Raw genomic sequence first — 18,567 nt, 5'->3', positions numbered from 1 at the left:
CACCGCCTATTTCGGCTTGCTCGAGGTGGGACGGCCCAAGCCCGGTGACACGGTGCTGGTCTCGGCCGCAGCCGGCGCCGTCGGCTCCATGGTGGGCCAGATCGCGAGGCTCGCCGGCTGTCGCGTGATCGGCACGGCGGGCGGGCAGGACAAGTGTGACTGGCTCACGGCGAACTCGGCTTCGATGCGGCGGTCGACTACAAGGCCGGCGGGACGCGGCGCGCGCTGGCGGCTGCCTGTCCGGACGGCGTCGACGTCTATTTCGACAACACCGGCGGGCCCGTGCTCGAAGCCGCCCTGTCGCTGATGAACCTGCGTGGGCGCATCGTTTGTTGCGGCAACGTCTCGCAATACGACGTCGAGAAGCCTGCGCCGGGGCCGATGGCGGTGCCCGGCCTGGTGGTGACCAAGCGCCTGCGCATGGAAGGCTTCATCGTCATGGATTTCTACGACCGCCGCGCCGAAGCCGAGGCGCGCCTCGCCAAATGGGTTGCAGACGGGCAGATCAAGGCGATCGTCGACGTGGTCGACGGCCTCGAGAACGCGCCCGCGGCGCTGATCGGCCTGTTCGGCGGCGAGAACCGCGGCAAGAGGGCGCTCAGGGTCTGATGGAGCGCGGGTGTCCCGTCCGCGGTCCGGAATACTACTTGCCTTTGAAGGCCGGCTTCCTCTTCTCCACGAAGGCCTGCACCGCTTCCGTGTGATCGGCGGTGCGGGAGGCCCGCACCAGCCGTTCGGCTTCGCGATGGAGCGCGGTCGCGTAGTCGATGTGCAAGGCATCGTCGAGATTGTCCTTCATGCTGGCGAGCGCCATTCGCGGTCCCTCGGCCAGTGTCTTTGCAAAGGCGAAAGCCTCGTCCTGCAGTCTCGCGTCTTCGACGACGCGGTTGACGAGGCCGATGCGCTCGCAGCGCTCGGCATCGACGCGCTCGGCCGTGAACATCAATTCGCGCGCCCGCGCCGAGCCCACGGCCCGGGTCAGCAGCCAGGCTATGCCATAGTCGCCGGAAAGGCCGATCCTGGCGTAGCCCGTGCTGACGAAAGCCGATCTGGCGGCGATGCGGATGTCGCAGGCGAGCGCGATGGCCAGGCCCGCCCCGGCGGCCGCGCCGGGCAGGGCGGCGATGGTTGGCTTGCGCACGGCGACCAGCGCGCCGGTGAGATTGGCCTGGCGCCAGCGGAGATCGGCCAGGCGCTCCTCGAAGCTCATCTGGCCACGTGGACCTCGGCCGCCCATGCCCTTGACGTCGCCGCCGCTGCAGAAGGCGGTGCCGGCGCCGGTGATCAGGATCGCGCCGACTTGCGCGTCTTCGCCGCGCTCTCTGATCTGGGTGCGCAGGGCGGGCGTCAGCTTGTCGGACATGGCATTGCGTGCCTCGGGCCGATTGAGCGTGATCAGCGCCACACCCTCACGCACGACGCACAAAAGTTCATTTGTTCCGGTGTCAATTTCCATGGGACCCTCCGGCGATGACATTCCCGGTCACCGAACACACGGTCAAGACGGCCCGACACACGACGGGCTATCTCGCCTGCGGGGCGCGAGACGCACCGCTGCTAATCTTCTGCCATGGCTGGCCCGAGCTGTCGCTCTCGTGGCGCCATCAGCTGCCGGCCCTCGCGGCGCTGGGTTTCCGCTGCATTGCGCCCGACATGCGCGGGTATGGCCGCTCCAACACGTACACTCGGCACGAGGACTTCGCGCAGGAACTGATCGTGCAGGACATGCTGGAGCTGCTGGCGTCGCTCGGGCGCGACCGCGCGGTGTGGATCGGTCACGACTGGGGCAGCCCGGTCGTGTGGAACGTGGCCGCGCACCATCCCGAGAAAGTCGTAGGCGTGGCGAGTCTCTGTGTGCCCTATCTTTCTCAGGCCTTCACCCTCGAGTCGGTCGTGGCTCTCGTGGACCGCAAGATCTATCCGCTCGACACCCATCCCGCCGGGCAGTGGGACTATCAGTTCTTCTACCAGGAAAACTTCGACAAGGCCTGCAAGGGCTTCGAATCCAATATCCGCAACGTCGTGAAAGCGCTTTTCCGCAAGGGCGATCCGAGCCGCGTCGGCCAGCCAGCGCCGACCTCGCGCATACGCCAGGCCGGCGGCTGGTTCGGCGGCGGGCCGCCTCCCGATGTACCGCGTGACGGCGACGTGATCAGCGAGCAGGACATGGAGGCCTATGTGGCGGCGCTGACGCGCAATGGCTTCTTCGGCCCCGACTCGTGGTACATGAACCACAAGGCGAACGGCGACTACGCCAGGCGTGCCGTGAACGGCGGCAAGCTCGCGATGCCCGTGCTGTTCCTGCACGGCGCTTACGACACCACTTGCGAGACCATGACGTCGCGGCTGGCCGAGCCGATGCGGGCCGACTGTGCCGATCTCACCGAGGAGGTGGTGAAGTCCGGCCACTGGATGGCCCAGGAACAGCCCATTGCCGTCAATGCCGCCCTTGCCAGATGGCTGGCAGCGAAGCTGCCGGCTTACTGGCAAGTTTGAATCGTTTGACGCAGTTTCCCCAATATGAGACGTTTGTTCCATCGGTCTGAGGATTTGGGGGAACCTTGTTGGTCGGTTGGTCATCGACGACCTTCAATGCAGAGCTGAAAGCGCAGTTCGGCGCCCTGTCGCCGCAACTCCAGGAAGCAGCGCGCTGGGTCATCGACCATCCCGACGATGTCGCGCTGCTGTCGCTGCGTGAGCAGGCGCGGCGCTCGGGCGTGACACCGGTCACGCTCACCCGTCTGGCGCAGCGCTTCGAGCTCAAGGGTTATGACGATCTCCGCCGCCTCTATGCCGACGCCGTGCGCGAGCGGCCGGAGAGCTTCCGGGGCCGTGCGCAGGAGCTGCTGGCGCGACACGGCAGCAGTGGCGATGCCGCGTTGGCCCAGGACATCTTCGCTGCCCTCGCTCGGCACCTTCAGGCACTGTCGGGGCGTGAGGCGGTCGGCCGCCTCGTCGCGGCGGCGGAGGTGATCGCCGCCGCCGATCACGTGTTTTGCCTCGGGCAGCGCTCGACCTTTGCCGTCGCCTTCATCTTCCATTACGTGCGCTCGCTTTTCGGCTCCAAGTCGGTGCTGGTCGACAGTCCCGGCGGCACCGGCCGTGATGCATTGCGCACCATCGGGCGCAAGGACGTGTTGCTCGCGGTCACGGCCGATCCTTATGTCCGCGAGACGGTCGAGACCGCGCGCTACGTGAAGGCCCGCGGCGCGCGCGTCGTCGCCATTACCGACAGCGACCTCTCGCCGCTCGCCGCGGTCGCCGACCGCGTGGTGCTGATCGGCACCGAGTCGCCGTCCTTCTTCCACACCATGACGCCGGCCTTTGCGGCGGTGGAATGCCTCGCAGCCCTTGTCGCGGCGCGGCGCGGCAAGGAAACGTTGTCGGCGCTGGCCGAGAGCGAGCAGCAGCTCGCGGCCTTCAACACCTATGTGATTCGCACGAGGAAGAGAGTCCGGTCATGACCCATGTGCTGCACCGCCAGCTCCGCCATGACTATCCCGCGGCCACGCTGGGACGCGGCGTCGCCATCCGCGATGCCGCCGGCAAAGAGTACATCGACGCCTCGGGCGGCGCCGCGGTCTCCTGTCTCGGCCATTCCGATCCCGACGTGCTGGCAGCGCTGCATGCGCAAATCGACCAGCTCGACTATGCGCATACCGGCTTCTTCACCACGTCGGCCGCCGAGGAACTTGCCGACGAGATGATCCGCCACGCGCCCGCCGGGATCGGGCACGTGTATTTCACCAGCGGCGGCTCGGAAGGCATAGAGGCGGCGCTGAAGCTCGCGCGCCAATACTTCGTCGAGCGCGGCGAGCCGCAACGCTGCCATTTCATCGGCCGCCTGCAGGGCTATCACGGCAACACGCTCGGGGCACTGTCGGTCGGCGGCAATCTCTGGCGCCGACGCGCCTTCGAACCGATCCTGCTCGGCAACGTGCACCATGTCTCGCCGTGCTACGAATATCGCGGCCGGTGGAGCGACGAGACGCCGGACGCTTATGGCGAGCGGCTGGCGCAGGAGCTCTCCGACAAGATCGACGAGCTCGGTGGCGCCAACGTGATCGCCTTCATTGCCGAGACGGTGGTCGGCGCGACGCTGGGAGCGGTGCCGCCGGTGCCGCCCTACTTCAGGCGCGTGCGTGAGATTTGCGATCGCCACGGCATCCTCCTGATCCTCGACGAGGTGATGTGCGGCATGGGCCGCACCGGCACGCTGCATGCCTGCGAGCAGGAAGGGGTCACGCCCGACCTGATGGTGGTGGCAAAGGGACTGGGCGGTGGCTACGCGCCGATCGGCGCGGTCATGGTGAGCGAAAACATCGTGCAGGCGATGGCCGACGGCTCGGGCTTTTTCCAGCACGGCCATACCTATATGGGCCATCCGCTGGCGTGCGCCGCTGCCCTTGCCGTGCAGCGCGTGATCCGGCGCGACAACCTGCTGGCCAAAGTCCGTGAGCAAGGCAGCCATCTCTCGCGGCGTTTGCAGGAGCGCTTCGGCAATCATCCTTTCGTTGGTGACGTCCGCGGTCGCGGCCTTTTCCAGGCGATCGAGCTTGTCGCCGACCGCGGCACCAGGGCCCCCTTCGATCCGGCGCTCAAGCTGCACGCCAGGATCAAGCAGGTGGCGATGGACCGTGGGCTGATGGTCTATCCGATGGGCGGCACCGTCGACGGCGCGCGAGGCGACCATGTATTGCTGGCTCCGCCCTTCATCATCGACCGGGCCACGGTCGACACCATCGTCGAGCGGCTGGGCGATGCGGTTGACGCCGCCATCGCCGCATCACGCAAGTAGCTTCGGAAAACATCATCAAGAGGAGGCAAGATGTTCAAGGGCAAGTTCACCATCTCAAGCGCGCTTGCGGCCGCGGCGGTGCTCGCGGTTTCGTCGCTGCCGGCGCCGGTGGCGGCGCAGCAGAAGTTCGTGACCATCGGCACCGGCGGCGTTACCGGCGTCTACTATGCGGTGGGCGGCGCAGTTTGCCGGCTGATGAACAAGGCACGCGCGAAGACCGGTATCCGCTGCTCGGTGGAATCCACCGGCGGTTCGGTCTTCAATGCCAACGCGATCGGTACGGGCGAGCAGGAATTCGGCATGGCCCAGTCCGACGTCCAGTACAACGCGATCAAGGGCGTGGCGCAATTCAAGGACAAGCCCGTCGCCGACCTGCGCGCCGTCTTCTCGGTCCATCCCGAGCCCTTCACCGTGCTGGCTCGCCCCGACGCCGGCGTCACCAAGTTCGAGGACTTCAAGGGCAAGCGCTTCAATATCGGCAATCCGGGTTCGGGCACGCTCGCCTCGATGGAGGAGCTCCTGAAGCAGATGGGCTGGACAAGGGCAAGCTTCGCGCTGGCCGCCGAGCTCAAGGCCGACGAGCAGGGCACGGCGCTCTGCGACAACAAGATCGACGGCTTCTTCTACGGCGTCGGCCATCCGTCGGCGGCGATCCAGGATCCGACCACGGCATGCGGCGCCAAGCTCATTCCGCTCACCGGCAAGGCGGTCGACGATCTCGTCAAGGAGCACCCCTACTACGCCTACGCCACCATTCCGGGCGGCATGTATGCCAACAACCCGAATCCGACCAAGACTTACGGCGTGCTCGCGACCATGATCACGTCGGCGAAGGTGCCGGACGAGGTGGTGTATGATCTCGTGAAGGCGGTGTTCGACAATTTCGACGAGTTCAAGAAGCTGCACCCCGCCTTCGCCCACCTCGATCCCAAGCAAATGGTCAAGGACGGCCTGTCGGCGCCGCTGCATCCGGGTGCCGTCAAGTACTACAAGGAAAAGGGCTGGATGTAGCCGGCGATGGAGACGGGCGGCGCGCGCGGCGCCGCCCGCTGTTTGCAGGGGACAGGGATGAGCGACAGCACGGCACCGACCGCCTCGCGCGAGACGCTGGAAAATCTGGTCGCGGAGGCCGATACCGGCGCGCGCAAGCCGTCGGGTCCGGTCAAGCGCCTGATCTTCGCCATCGCGCTCTGTTGGGCACTGTTCCAGCTCTGGTACGCCTCACCGCTGCCTTATCTGTTCAACATAGGCGTCGTGAATGACGGTCAGGCGCGCGTCATCCACCTCTCCTTCGCCTTCCTGCTCGCTTTCACGAGCTTCCCGGCCTTCAGACGCTCACCGCGCAATCGCGTGCCGGTCACGGACTGGATCCTGGCCGGCCTCGGCGTCGTTTCGGCCGGCTATCTGCTGCTGTTCTATCGCGAGCTGTCGCAGCGCTCGGGTCTGCCCACCACACCCGACGTGATCGTATCGGTGGTCGGCGTGGTGCTGCTGCTCGAGGCGGCGCGCCGCGCGGTCGGGCCGGCCCTGGCGGTCATCGCGGCCCTCATGCTGATCTACATTTTTGCCGGTCCGTGGATGCCCGGCCTGCTGGCGCACAAGGGCACGTCGCTCGCCCGCGCGTCATCGCAGATGTGGCTCACCTCGGAGGGCATCTTCGGCGTGGCGCTCGGTGTGTCGACCAACGTCGTGTTCTTCTTCGTCCTGTTCGGCAGCCTGCTCGAGAAGGCGGGAGCCGGAAACTACTTCATCCAGCTTGCCTTCGCACTTCTCGGCACGTTCCGCGGCGGGCCGGCCAAGGCGGGCGTCGTCGCCTCCGGCATGACCGGCATGATCTCGGGCTCCTCGGTCGCCAACACGGTAACGACCGGCACCTTCACCATTCCGCTGATGAAGCGCGTGGGCTACTCGGCGGTGAAGGCCGGCGCCATCGAATGTGCCGCCGGTGTGAACGGACAGCTCATGCCACCGGTGATGGGTGCCGCGGCATTCCTGATCGCCGAGTACGTGGGCATCACCTATGCCGATGTCGTGAAGCACGCCTTCGTGCCGGCGTTCCTGACCTACGGCGCGCTGTTCTACATCGTCGACATCGAGGCGGCGAAGGCGGGCTTGCGCGGCCTGCCGCGTTCGTCGACCGCGCCGCTTCATCATTCCTTCCTGCGCGGCCTGATGACGATCTGCGGCCTGATCGTGCTGAGCGGGATCGTCTATTGGGGCATCGGCTGGACCAAGGATCTGTTCGGCGATGCCGCGAGCTGGGTGATCGGAGCCGCCGCGGTCGCGGCCTATCTCGGCCTGATGCGCTACAAGGCGCGGCATCCCGACCTGCCCCACGACGATCCGTCCAAGGCGATCGTCCGGGTGCCGGAGTTCTTCCAGACCGCCCGTACCGGTCTGCACTACATGCTGCCGGTTGTTGTGCTGATCTGGTGCCTGATGGTGGAGCAGCTGTCGCCCGGCCTCAGCGCCTTCTGGGGCACGGTGTTCCTGATCTTTATCATGTTGACCCAGCGACCGCTGCTCGCCGTCTTCCGCAGGGAGGGCGAACTGGCGGCCCACCTTCGTGAAGGTTTCCGCGACCTCGCGTCGGCGCTCGAGAGCGCGTCGCGCAACATGACCTCGGTCGGCATTGCGACGGCAGCCGCGGGCATCATCGTGGGCACCGTGTCGCTCACCGGCATCGGTCTCGTGATGACGGAGATCGTGGAGAGCGCGTCGGGCGGCAGCCTGATCATCATGCTGATCCTGACCGCCTTCATCTGCCTGCTGCTTGGGATCGGCATGCCGACCACGGCCAACTATGTCGTGGTGGCGACCCTGATGGCGCCCGTGGTGGTCGAGGTCGCGCAACAGAACGACCTCGCCGTGCCGCTGGTGGCCGTGCACATGTTCGTCTTCTACTTCGGGCTGATGGCCGACGTGCATCCGCCGGTCGGTCTCGCCGCCTACGCAGCGGCGGCAATCTCGGGCGCCGACCCGATCAAGACCGGCCTGCAGGGCTTTTGGTACGAGATCCGGACCGGCCTGCTGCCCTTCATCTTCATCTTCAATTCCGAGCTGTTGCTGATCGATGTCGGAGGACCGTTCAATCTGACCATGGTGGTGGTCTGTTCGATTGTGGCAATGGGCTGCTTCGTGGCCGCGACGCAGAACTGGCTACTGACGCGCAACCGCTGGTACGAGAACATCGCGTTGTTGCTGATCTGCTTCACCTTGTTTCGGCCGGCATACTGGCTGGACAAATTCCAGGCCCCGTTCGACGTTCATCCCGCGGCCGAGATCCTGTCCGCTGCAGGCAGCCTGCCGGACAACGAGACGCTGCGCTTTCGGGTGATGAGCCAGAACCGCGCCGGCGAGGATGTGGAGAAGACGGTGCGTCTCACCATGAAGGCCGGAAAGGACGGCGCAGACCGTTTGCGCGGGGCGGGACTGGGCCTCGCGCCCGGCGACAAGGCCATGGTGCAGACCGTGCGCTTCGGCAGCGAGGCGGCCAAGTACGGATTGGCGCCGGGCGACACCATCACCGGCGTGCTGGTGCGCGCCGAGCGACCGAGCCGCTACTGGGTCTCCATCCCGGCCTTCCTTCTGCTGGCCGCGCTCGTGCTCCTGCAATTGCGACGACGCAAGCGGTCGGGCCCGCATCCGACCGTCGCAGCCATGGCGCGGCCATAATCGGCAGTTGTGATCGGCGCCAACCCGGGGAAAGCTGCTGCTGGAGCAGGCTCGGAGGCGTAGTTGCGGGCGAGCTTTATTGCTTTTGCCAGTGTCGTGGGTTTGGCGCTCGCCGTGATGGTGCGCCATGAGGGGCGCGCGCCATCAACGCGCCGTGCGGCAGCCGCGGCAAGCGATCGATCCGCGGCGGAGCCGCGCCTGGTGATTTCCAAGCGCGACCGTGACGCGATCTACAGCTATTACGGCATCGATCAGACATCCGGCGGATGTCCTCCCGGGCTTTCGAGGGACGCCAACGGCTGCCTTCCGCCCGGTGGCGGCAGGGGAAGCTGGGCGATCGGTCGGCGGCTATCGCCCAGCGTGCTCACCTATCCGCTGCCGGCTGTGCTGCTCGGCCAGATCTCGCCGCCGCCGCGCGGCTACGAATATGCGCGCGTCGGCAATGACGTGCTGATCCTCGGCTTCGAATCACGTGTCGTTGCGGCGGCGCTGGCCGGCATCGCTGCGAACTAGGCTTTCGCCTTGACTGCGGCAAAGCGCTCCCGGCTTGCTTTCGGCCACATCTCTCTCGGGTCGTAGTATTCCCGGACCGCCGGCACGTCCTTCGGCAGGATCACCCAGGGCTGCTTGGACATGGTGAAGATATGAATGTCCGGTGGCAGTCGGTCGGGCTCGTCGAGAGTACCCGCCCGCATGAAGCGCACGCCGTCGCCCGCACCGGCATAGTTGCTCCACACCGCGATGCGGCAGATCGGGCAGCGCCAGATCCGCTGGCCCTTGCCGCTGGCCGACGGCGTGTCCACGACCTCGACCTCGCCGCTCAGCAGTTCGACCCGGTCGGCCTCGATCATGGCGTTCAGCGCGAAAGCGGTGCCCGTCTCGCGCTGGCACCAGCGGCAGTGACAGCAATGCACGAACATCGGCCGCGACGTCATGCGGTAGCGCACATGGCGGCAGGTGCAGCCGCCCTCGAAGCTCTCGGTCTCGCTGGCCATGGCGCGAAGCTCCCGGCTAAGGTTCGACGACGCATAACATCGCGACGGGGGAAGAGGAATGGCCGGACGTCTCAAAGGCAAGGTGGCGGTGGTGACCGGGGCGGCGCCGCGCGGCGAGGGCGTAGGCAACGGCATGGCGACCGCCATCCTGTTCGCGCGCGAGGGCGCCAAGGTCGTGCTGGTCAACCGCAGTGCCGAGCGCGCGGAGAAGCTTGCGCGGCAGATCAAGGGAGAGGGCAGTGAAGCCGCCGTATTCGCCGGCGACGTCGCCAGGCCGGAGGTGGCCGAGGCGATGGCCAAGTTTGCCGTGAAGACCTACGGCAGACTCGACGTTCTGCACAACAACGTCGGCATCGGCGCCGCGGGCACCCCCGAGACGGTGTCGCTCGCGGACTGGAACAAGGTGCTCGAGGCCAATCTCACGACCGCCATGCTCTGCACGAAGTATTGCCTGCCCAGGATGAAGGAAGGCGGCGGCGGTTCGATCATCATGGTCTCATCGATCGCCGGTGCGCTCGGCTTGATGGGTAGCCCGGGAGCCGTCGCCTACGCGACGGCCAAGGCGGGGCTGCACGGCTTCACCCTGTCGGTCGCGGCCGACTATGCGACCGAGAATATCCGTGCCAATTGCATCGTCGTCGGTTCGGTCCACACGCCGATGGTGGCGCATCTCGGGGCCGAGGCGCGCGAGCGGCGCAAGAAGATGGTGCCGATGCAGACCGAGGGCACGGCCTGGGACATCGCCCATGGCGCGGTCTATCTCGCCTCCGATGAATCGCGCTGGGTCACCGGCCTGATGCTGCCGATCGACGGCGGGCTTGTCTCGCTGCGTGCCTGGCCGCGCTGAGGCGAGGCGACAATTGGTCCGGACGAAGGGCGCACGACCCGGCGGTCGTGGTGCCAGGTGTAGAACCCGCTCGCCACGACGATCACGGCTCCGACGATCGTCCAGCCGTCCGGCACGTTGCCGAAGACGACCGCGCCCAGCAATGTCGCCCAGACCAGCAGCGTGTAGGCATAAGGCTGCAGGGCGCCGGCCTCGGCGTAGTCGAGCGCCTTGATCAGCGCGTAGTGCGCGACGGCACCGATCAGGGATATTGCGATCATGAGCGCCCAGGCAGCGGCGGAGGGCCATTGCCACTCCAACGGTCCGACGAAGCTCGTGGCAATGAAGGCCACGATCGCGGACCAGAGCAGCGCCGTGTCGGGTGGGTCGTGCCGTGCCGCCAGGCGCGTCAGGATCTGATAGCCGGCCCACAGGACGGCGCCGAGCAGGGGCAGGAGCAGCGGCCAATCGAACGCGCGAAAGCCGGGCCGCACGATCAGCAGCACCCCCACCAGCCCCGATGCGACGGCGAGCCAACGTGCCAGCCCCGCGCGTTCACCGAGGAACAGAACGCCGAGCGCGATCACGATCAGCGGCGAGGTCGCGGCCACTGCATGCGTATCGGCGAGCGGCAGATAGCGGAAGGCGAGGACGAAAGTAGCGGCCTCGACGACGGCGATCAGCGATCGGCTGATCTGCAGCCACGGCCGCTCTGCCGCAAGCGCGGCGCGCACGCCACGGCGACGGGCGACGAACAGCGCGAACACGCAGAGGAGCGCGTAGCGGATCCACATCATCTGCCCGACGGGATAATCGGCGACGAGCCACTTGCTGATCGCGTCCATGCCGGCGAAGCAGAGCATCGCCAGCATGGTGAGAAGCGCGCCCAGGGAATTGCGGTTCATGCCATTCGTGCCGGCCCCGGCAATCGGCGCGGCATCCGCGCCGTGACCGGAGAGGACTTTGCTTGTCATTCATCGCCTTTCGTTCGGCGATCCTAGGGGGCCTGCCATGCGTTGGCGAGCGATTGACCCGCGGTGGCCAAAGCGTAGGCTTGAAGCAACTATCGGAGGCTGCCATGGCATTCGACCTTCTGATCAAGAACGGCATGATCGTCGATGGCTCCGGATTGCCGCGCTATCGCGGCGACGTCGCCGTGAGCGATGGCAGGATTGCCGAGATCGGGCGCCTCAACGGTGCGGCCGCCAAGGAGACCGTGGACGCCGAGGGCCATGCCGTGGCGCCGGGGTTCGTCGACGGCCATACCCACATGGATGCCCAGATCTTTTGGGACCCGATCGGCACGAGTTCCTGCTTCCAGGGCGTGACCAGCGTGGTCATGGGCAATTGCGGCTTCACCCTGGCGCCCTGCCGCGAAAGCGAAGCCGACCTCGTGTTCCGCAATCTCGAGCGCGCGGAGGACATCAGTCGCGATGCCATGCTGGCCGGTATCAGATGGCGCTGGGAATCCTTTCCGCAGTTTCTCGATGTACTCGACGAGCTGCCCAAGGGCATCAACTACGCGGGCTACATGGGTCATTGCGCTCTGCGCACCTATGTGATGGGTCAGCGCGCCTTCACCGAGGAGGCGAGTGACGACGATCTCGCAAGGATGGTGCATCACACGAAGGAAGCGATCGCCGCCGGTGCCATCGGCTTCTCGACCACGCGCAGCGTCAATCATCAGACGTCGGACGACAAGCCGGTCGCGAGCCGTCTTGCCGCCTGGAGCGAGTTCGAGTCGCTCGTCAAGGCGATGGGTGCCGGCCTGGTCGAGGTCGCGGGCGAGCCGACGGGCGCGGGAAGCGAAAAGGCCCGCAAATACTACGAAGATCTGTCGAAGCTTGCGATCGAGAGCGGCCGGCCCATCACCTTCGGCCTGTTCAACCGCCGCACCATGCCGGGCGGCTGGCGCAGCACCTTCGACATCATCGAGCGGACGATCCAGCGCGGTGGGCGCATGTTCGCGCAGGTTCACAGCCGGGCCTTGAACGTGCTGCTCTCGTTCGAGACCCAGCTGCCGTTCGACAAATGGGACTTGTGGCGCGAGATGCGCGCCAAGCCGCTGTCCGGGCAGAAGAGGATGCTGCTCGATCCCGAGACGCGCCGCCGCCTGGTCGAGATCGCGTCAAAGCCCTACGAAGGCCCGATCGTGCGCGGAACCGAGGCGCGGCCGCCGGAATGGGACTGGATCTTCGCCATGACCGACATCAGCGGCCCGCACAGGTCGATGGCCGAGCTCGCCCGCCAGAAGAACACGCACCCCGTCGAGCTGATGATCGACATGGCGCTCGATCGCGACATGAAATTCTTCATGATGCAGCCGGTGGCGAACGAGAACCAGGCGGAGGCGCTCGAGCTGATGAAGCATCCGCGTTCGGTCGTGACCTTTTCCGATTCGGGCGCCCATGTCTCGCAGATCATGGACAGCTCCCTGCAAACCCACCTCCTGAGCCACTGGGTGCGCGAGAAGCAGGCCTTCTCGCTCGAGGAGGCGGTGAAGCTCATCAGCTGCGATACGGCCACGCAGTTCGGTTTCCACGATCGCGGGCTGTTGCGCGAAGGCATGGCGGCCGACATGGTCGTGTTCGACCCTGATACCGTTGGCCCGCGCATGCCGGAGGTGGTGTGCGACCTGCCGGCGGGCGCCAAGCGTCTGCGCCAGAAGGCCGATGGCATGAAGGCGACCGTCGTCAATGGTCAGGTCCTGCTGCGCGACAACGAGCCCACCGGCGCGTTGCCGGGCAAGCTCCTGCGCAAGAAGCGCCGATAGAAGGGCGAGGTGAGCAGCTCATGTGACGCGTTGCTCGCCGGAACTCGCGATCTCTTATCGTGCGAAGAACGCCCGTGGGGCAATGCGTTCATGTCAGTCCGACCTCGGCCCTGGCCGCGGCAACGAAATCCGATCCCAGTCCGGCGGTGCGCAAGAAAGCGGCATGGTATGCACCTGGCGGCGCAATTTACCGGCGAACAGCTTGCGCGGCTTGACTTCGCCCTCGCGTGTCCGCATATACGCCGCGACCCGCGATGATGCGGGTTTGCAAGGTTACTCGTGATGGCGCGACGCGCCCGCTCAAATCAGGCGCTTCATTCCGAGACAATCTCCTAGAAGCAAGAACCCTCCCAGCCGCGCGCGGGAACGGGTCCAGAGCCGCCTTGTAGTGCGCGCCCGAGACGGCGCGGCCGGCGGCGAGAAGGATTTATTTCCAAAGTGAGTAATGTGACGTTCGCGGATCTCGGCCTCGCCGAGCCGCTGCTGCGTGCCCTCGACGCGGCCAAATACACCTGTCCGACGCCCATCCAGGCGCGCACCATCCCGCTGCTGCTCGAAGGCCGTGATGTGCTGGGCATTGCCCAGACCGGCACCGGCAAGACGGCGGCTTTCGCGCTGCCCGTGCTGCAGCGTCTTTCCCAGTCCGGCCAGCGGGCGCAATCGAAGAGCCCGCTCGCCCTCGTGCTGGCGCCGACGCGCGAACTCGCGGTGCAGATCGCCCGAAGCTTCGACAGCTATGGCCGGGGTCTCGGCCTGCGACTCGGCATGGTGATCGGCGGCCTGGGCTTCGGTCGCCAGATCGAGACCCTGCAGCGCGGCGTCGACATCCTGGTGGCGACGCCCGGCCGCCTGCTCGATCTGATGGAGCGCGGCAACGTGAAGCTCGGCCAGGTGAGCTTCCTCGTGCTCGACGAGGCCGATCGCATGTTCGACATGGGCTTCATCAAGGACGTGCGGCGCATCGTGGCTTCGGTCGCCAGGCAGCGCCAGACGCTGCTCTTTTCCGCGACCATGCCGCCCGACGTCGCCAGGCTCGCGGCCGAGATCCTGCGCAATCCCGAGCGCGTCGAGATCGCGCCGCAGGGCCGCACGGTCGAGCGCATCGACCAGCGCGTCTATTTCGTGAACGCCGCCGGCAAGCGGGCGCTGCTGAGCCACCTGCTCGCCGACTCGAGCCTCGAGCGCGTGATCGTCTTCACCCGTACCAAGCGCGGCGCCAATCGCGTCGCCGAGGCGCTCGACAGCCGCGGCGTGCCATCCGAGGCGATCCACGGCAACAAGTCGCAGAACGCCCGCCAGAAGGCACTTGCAAATTTCAGCCGCGGCCGTGCCCGCGTCCTCGTCGCGACCGATCTTGCCTCGCGTGGCATCGACGTCAGCGGCGTGACGCACGTCATCAATTACGAGTTGCCGGCCGACGCCGAGAGTTACGTCCATCGCATCGGCCGCACCGCGCGCGCCGGCGCCTCGGGCATCGCCGTCTCGTTCTGCGACGGCAGTGAGCGCGGCCAGCTCAAGAGCATCGAGCGGCTGACCAACCAGCGGCTCACTGTCATCCAGATGCCCGCCAATGAGGACATGCCGCAGGAAGCGCTGCGCGCGCGCCAGCCGCACGAGCATGAGGAGCGCCAACCGCGCAGCGCGCACCGCGACCGCGCACGGAAACAGCGCGGTGGTCATGGCCAAGGACACCGACCTGAGCATCGTGGCGACCGCCACGACCACGGCAACCGTCCGCAGCACCACGAGCCTTCTCGCCAGCAGAGCGAGCGTGGCCATGGCGATCGTCGCTGGGCCGAGGGCGATTATCGCGACCAGCCGAGCCGTGAGGAGCGCGCGCGTCATCACGGAGAGCGTTTCCGGGGCGGCGACGGAAACCGTTCGAGGGGGCAGGGCCGCCGCTTCGGCGATGGCCGGGATCGCGGACGCCCCGCTTTGAAGGCCGTCTAGACGATTCCTTCCTCGCGGAAGATCTCGAGGCATTTGCGAAGCGCCCGCTCGTAGCGGGCGCGCTCCCTGGCGATCGACTCCTCGTTCCAGTCGAAGAAGCCGCGCCGGGTCTTGAAGCCGATGCGCCCTTCATCGACGTTGCGCTGGAGGACCGGCGGCGGGCCGTCGGCGTTGCTGAGATCAGGGTAGATGATCTTGGCGACCGCGCAGGTCGTGTCCCAGCCCGAATGCTCCTTCTGCACGATCGGACCGGCGGCGGCGTAGCGGAAGCCGAAGGAAAGGCGCACCGTCGCATCGACGTCCTCCGGCGAGGCGACGCCCTGCTCGATCAACCATAGCGCCTCGCGCATCAGCGCCGCCTGGATGCGGTTGCCGAGAAAGCCGATCACATCCTTCTTCACCTGCACTGGCCGCTTGCCGAGTGCGCTCATCAGAGCACCGACTCTGTCGGCGAGAGCGGCGTCGGTATGGACCGACCGTACCACCTCGACCAGCGGGATGAGATGGGCCGGCATGAAGAAATGCAGGCCCATCATGCGGCCCCTCGTCTTAAGGTCCTTGCCGATCTGGCTGATCGGGAAGCTCGAGGAATTCGAGGCGAGCACGCAGTCCGGCCGCGCCAGCGATTCCATCTCGGCGAACAGCTTCTGCTTCAGCAGCAGGTTCTCCGTCACCGTCTCGGCAGCGATGGTGATGTGGGACCACGCCGCTTCAGACAGCGTGGCATGGGTCGCGAGGCGTGATGTGTCGGCGGGCTTGCCCATGGCCTGCAGCGCGCGCGCCGTCGCCGCCGCCAGGCCCTCGCGCGTCGCGGCCGAGCGCGACACGGCGTCGACCATCCAGCCGCCGGCCAGGAACGTCGCGATGATGCCGACGCCCATGGTGCCGCCGCCCAGCACGAGCGCGCGTTGTTCGCTTTGCGACATTTTCCGACCTCCCGTGTCGACGGACACCCCGCAGGCGGGGCAATATCCGCCGCGAGGCGAGCCACTGGCAACACGGGAGACGATGATGAGCGCCACCTACAAGGACCTCGGCGTTACGAGCGAAGGCCATGTCGGCGTCGTCGAGATCCAGCGTCCGCCGCACAATTTTTTCGACAATTCGCTGATCAACCAGATCGCCGACGCCTTCGAGGCGTTCGACCGCGACGCCAATATCCGCGCCTATGTGCTGTGCTCGCAGGGCAAGTCATTCTGCGCCGGTGCCGATTTCCAAAACCGTCCGCAGACCGGCGCCGCTGAAGGCGGCAAGCATCTCTACAAGGAGGCGACTCGCCTGTTCCGTGCGCGGAAGCCCAGTATTGCGGCCGTCCAGGGCCCGGCGATCGGCGGCGGATTGGGGCTCGCGCTCATGACCGACTTCCGTGTCACCTGCGCCGAGGCCCGCTTCTCCGCCAACTTCACGCGGCTCGGCTTCCACCCGGGCTTCTCGCTCACCTTCACGCTGCCGCGCCTGGTCGGCCAGCAGAAGGCAAATCTGATGTTCTATACCGGCCGCCGCGTTGGCGGAGAGGAGGCCCATGCCTGGGGCATGGCCGACGTGCTGGTGCCGCTCGCCGAGGTGCGCAAGGCCGCGCTGGGACTGGCGACGGAGATCGCCGAGAGCTCGCCGCTTGCGGTGTTCTCGACCCGCGAGACCATGCGTCGCGGCTTCGCCGACGCCGCCGAGATCGCGACCGAGCGCGAGCTCGTCGAGCAGGATTGGCTGCGCAAGACCGAGGACTTCAAGGAGGGTATCAGGTCCTACGCCGAGAAGCGCGTCGGCAACTGGAAGGGACGCTGACCAGCAGCATGTCTCTGCTGTCGGGAAAGGCCGCAATCGTCACGGGTGGCGCCTCGGGTATCGGCGAAGCCTGCTCGGAGACGCTGGCACGCGAGGGGGCTGCGGTCCTGATCACGGACGTCGACGACACGCTCGGCAAGGGTGTTGTCGAACGCATCGCGAAGGCGGGCGGCAAGGCACGCTATCTGCATCACGACGTGCGCGACGAGGCAGCATGGCCGGGCGTGATCGCCGAGGCGGAGAAGCGCTTCGGCCGCCTCGACATCATGGTCGCCAACGCCGGCATCGGCATCATGGCGCCGATCGAGACCATGACGCTCGCCGACTGGCAGAAGCAGCAGGCGATCAATCTCGACGGCGTGTTCCTGTCGATCAAGCACGCGATCCCGGCGATGCGAAGGGCAGGCGGCGGTTCGATCGTGCTGATGTCGTCGGTCGCAGGCCTGCGCGGCGCGCCTGGCCTTGCGGCCTACTCCGCCACCAAGGGCGGGGTGCGGCTGCTCGCCAAGTCCGTGGCGTTGGAGCATGCCGCCGACGGGATCCGCTGCAACTCGGTGCATCCCGGCATCATCGTGACGCCGATCTGGGGCAAGATCCTGGCCGGCGCCGAGGGCAACCGCCGCAATGCGCCGATCGATCCACGCGAGCGCGCGGCGGCCGCGGTTCCGCTTGCGCGCGCCGGCGAAGCGCAGGACATCGCCAACGGCGTCCTGTTCCTCTGCACCGAGGCCGCAACCTACATCACCGGTCAGGAACTGGTGATCGACGGCGGCCTGACGGTCGGAGGTCGCGTTCCTACGAGAGCTGCTCCTCCATCAGCTTGAGCGCTTCGGTCGCGAAGGCACGCATATTGGCGACGCGGTCGGACGAGCCAGTGCGCAGGGTGCGCGCCAGCTTGCCGTCGGGGCCGACGACGGCAACACAGGTGTGGCCGGCGGGATCGCCGTAGGAATTGCCGGTCGGGCCCGCGGCGCCTGTTTCGGCGAGTCCCCAGGTGGTCCCGAGCCGCTCGCGCGCATGCTCGGCGGCGAGCAGGGCCCACGGCTCACTGGAGGAGCGTACACCGGCGCGCTTTTCCCTCGGCACGGCGAGGAAGGCGTCCTGTGCCGGGCGTGTATAGACGACGGCGCCGCCCATGAAGTAGGCCGAGGCCCCGGGAACGGCGAGCAGGACCGCGGACACCAGGCCGCCAGCCGACGACTCCGAAATGGCGATCGTCTCCTTGCGCGCCTTCAATTTGTCGCCAATGCGTCGGGCGAGAGGAAGCAGCGTATCCATGGTTGGTCCTTCTATGATTTGAGCGCGTCGAGCTTGAGAGGCATCTGTTGGCCAAGCCAGACCGCGCGGTCGCGGTGATCCTCCAGCGCCTCGCCGGTGTTGGGGTGCACGAATACCGTGAGCTCGCCACGATTGAGGGTCAGCCAGGAGATCAAAGACGCGAGCTGATCGTTGCGGAAGTGGACCTGATAGCTGAAGCGGGGATGCGGACCGACCGGTTTCTCGTGGAAGCGACCCATGTCGATGTCGAAAGTCCTTTCGATGCGCTTGCGCAAGGCCCAGGCGGCATCGCGCGACGCGGGATCGAAATAGACGTGGGCGTGCCAATCCTTGATGTGTCCGGAGCTCATGAGGAAAATCCTACCATATCGCGCCTCCCGCCTGACGGAACCCCGGAACCGTTTCCCGATGGGAGCGCAGTTGCTAGGCTCAGGCCCATCATGAACTTCGATTTCTCCGACGACCAGAAGCTGCTCAAGGAGCAGGT

The 18,567-nt window shown here is 66.7% G+C and carries 17 protein-coding genes and 1 pseudogene; 12 read left to right on the top strand and 6 right to left on the bottom strand.

Annotation, left to right across the window (positions count from 1 at the left end; translation table 11 throughout):
* Positions 1 to 609: pseudogene (locus VH499_RS15080) on the top strand (zinc-binding dehydrogenase); the annotation flags it as partial.
* Positions 610 to 643: 34 nt separating this feature from the next.
* On the opposite strand, the gene VH499_RS15075 reads toward VH499_RS15080, so the two are convergent.
* Complete coding sequence (locus VH499_RS15075; RefSeq protein ID WP_414709789.1) at positions 644 to 1,456, bottom strand: enoyl-CoA hydratase-related protein; 813 nt, start codon at positions 1,454 to 1,456, stop codon at positions 644 to 646.
* Positions 1,457 to 1,470: 14 nt separating this feature from the next.
* On the opposite strand from VH499_RS15075, the gene VH499_RS15070 reads away from it, so the two are divergent.
* The 6 genes from VH499_RS15070 (at position 1,471) to VH499_RS15045 (ending at position 8,986) form a co-directional block, all read left to right on the top strand.
* On the top strand, positions 1,471 to 2,496 hold the full coding sequence (locus VH499_RS15070; protein WP_332053563.1) for an alpha/beta hydrolase: 1,026 nt from the start codon (positions 1,471 to 1,473) through the stop codon (positions 2,494 to 2,496).
* 68 nt (positions 2,497 to 2,564) lie between these two features.
* Entirely contained in the window at positions 2,565 to 3,464 is a 900-nt protein-coding gene (locus tag VH499_RS15065; RefSeq protein ID WP_332053562.1) for a MurR/RpiR family transcriptional regulator, read from the top strand.
* On the top strand, positions 3,461 to 4,798 hold the full coding sequence (locus VH499_RS15060) for an aspartate aminotransferase family protein (RefSeq protein WP_332053561.1): 1,338 nt from the start codon (positions 3,461 to 3,463) through the stop codon (positions 4,796 to 4,798). Before VH499_RS15065 ends, VH499_RS15060 begins: the two co-directional genes overlap by 4 nt.
* Before the next feature lie 30 nt (positions 4,799 to 4,828).
* Positions 4,829 to 5,809 carry a TAXI family TRAP transporter solute-binding subunit gene (locus VH499_RS15055; RefSeq protein WP_332053560.1) on the top strand — a complete coding sequence of 327 codons (981 nt, stop codon included), beginning with the start codon at positions 4,829 to 4,831 and terminating at the stop codon, positions 5,807 to 5,809.
* Positions 5,810 to 5,866: 57 nt separating this feature from the next.
* Positions 5,867 to 8,473, top strand: a complete 2,607-nt coding sequence (locus VH499_RS15050; protein WP_332053559.1) for a TRAP transporter fused permease subunit — start codon at positions 5,867 to 5,869, stop codon at positions 8,471 to 8,473.
* Between the two features lie 201 nt (positions 8,474 to 8,674).
* Positions 8,675 to 8,986 (top strand): hypothetical protein, encoded by a 312-nt coding sequence (locus VH499_RS15045; protein ID WP_332053558.1) that lies wholly within the window; start codon positions 8,675 to 8,677, stop codon positions 8,984 to 8,986.
* Here VH499_RS15045 and VH499_RS15040 read toward each other — a convergent pair.
* On the bottom strand, positions 8,983 to 9,468 hold the full coding sequence (locus VH499_RS15040) for a GFA family protein (RefSeq protein WP_332053557.1): 486 nt from the start codon (positions 9,466 to 9,468) through the stop codon (positions 8,983 to 8,985). The genes VH499_RS15045 and VH499_RS15040 overlap by 4 nt on opposite strands.
* 58 nt (positions 9,469 to 9,526) lie before the next feature.
* Between VH499_RS15040 and VH499_RS15035 the strand changes: the two genes are divergently transcribed.
* Complete coding sequence (locus tag VH499_RS15035; protein WP_332053556.1) at positions 9,527 to 10,315, top strand: SDR family NAD(P)-dependent oxidoreductase; 789 nt, start codon at positions 9,527 to 9,529, stop codon at positions 10,313 to 10,315.
* On the opposite strand, the gene VH499_RS15030 is transcribed toward VH499_RS15035, so the two are convergent.
* Positions 10,225 to 11,268 (bottom strand): DMT family transporter, encoded by a 1,044-nt coding sequence (locus tag VH499_RS15030; protein WP_332053555.1) that lies wholly within the window; start codon positions 11,266 to 11,268, stop codon positions 10,225 to 10,227. The two genes, VH499_RS15035 and VH499_RS15030, sit on opposite strands and share 91 nt — an antisense overlap.
* A gap of 104 nt (positions 11,269 to 11,372) precedes the next feature.
* Here VH499_RS15030 and VH499_RS15025 point away from each other — a divergent pair, with 104 nt between their 5' ends.
* Together VH499_RS15025 and VH499_RS15020 are read left to right on the top strand one after the other, a co-directional pair.
* Entirely contained in the window at positions 11,373 to 13,067 is a 1,695-nt protein-coding gene (locus VH499_RS15025; RefSeq protein ID WP_332053554.1) for an N-acyl-D-amino-acid deacylase family protein, read from the top strand.
* A gap of 447 nt (positions 13,068 to 13,514) precedes the next feature.
* Complete coding sequence (locus VH499_RS15020) at positions 13,515 to 15,017, top strand: DEAD/DEAH box helicase (RefSeq protein WP_332053553.1); 1,503 nt, start codon at positions 13,515 to 13,517, stop codon at positions 15,015 to 15,017.
* Here VH499_RS15020 and VH499_RS15015 read toward each other — a convergent pair.
* Positions 15,014 to 15,943: a 3-hydroxyacyl-CoA dehydrogenase family protein gene (locus VH499_RS15015; RefSeq protein ID WP_332053552.1), complete on the bottom strand. Its 930-nt coding sequence runs from the start codon at positions 15,941 to 15,943 to the stop codon at positions 15,014 to 15,016. The genes VH499_RS15020 and VH499_RS15015 overlap by 4 nt on opposite strands.
* A gap of 85 nt (positions 15,944 to 16,028) precedes the next feature.
* On the opposite strand from VH499_RS15015, the gene VH499_RS15010 reads away from it, so the two are divergent.
* Complete coding sequence (locus VH499_RS15010; protein ID WP_332053551.1) at positions 16,029 to 16,802, top strand: enoyl-CoA hydratase/isomerase family protein; 774 nt, start codon at positions 16,029 to 16,031, stop codon at positions 16,800 to 16,802.
* Positions 16,803 to 16,810: 8 nt separating this feature from the next.
* On the top strand, positions 16,811 to 17,626 hold the full coding sequence (locus VH499_RS15005; RefSeq protein ID WP_332053550.1) for a glucose 1-dehydrogenase: 816 nt from the start codon (positions 16,811 to 16,813) through the stop codon (positions 17,624 to 17,626).
* On the opposite strand, the gene VH499_RS15000 is transcribed toward VH499_RS15005, so the two are convergent.
* Together VH499_RS15000 and VH499_RS14995 are read right to left on the bottom strand one after the other, a co-directional pair.
* Complete coding sequence (locus tag VH499_RS15000; RefSeq protein ID WP_332053549.1) at positions 17,598 to 18,080, bottom strand: CinA family protein; 483 nt, start codon at positions 18,078 to 18,080, stop codon at positions 17,598 to 17,600. The two genes, VH499_RS15005 and VH499_RS15000, sit on opposite strands and share 29 nt — an antisense overlap.
* Before the next feature lie 11 nt (positions 18,081 to 18,091).
* On the bottom strand, positions 18,092 to 18,430 hold the full coding sequence (locus VH499_RS14995; protein ID WP_332053548.1) for a DOPA 4,5-dioxygenase family protein: 339 nt from the start codon (positions 18,428 to 18,430) through the stop codon (positions 18,092 to 18,094).
* Positions 18,431 to 18,567: the final 137 nt, after the last annotated feature.

This window comes from Reyranella sp. (assembly GCF_036558665.1).
Lineage (GTDB): Bacteria > Pseudomonadota > Alphaproteobacteria > Reyranellales > Reyranellaceae > Reyranella.
This window is presented reverse-complemented; position numbering and strand designations above follow the sequence as displayed.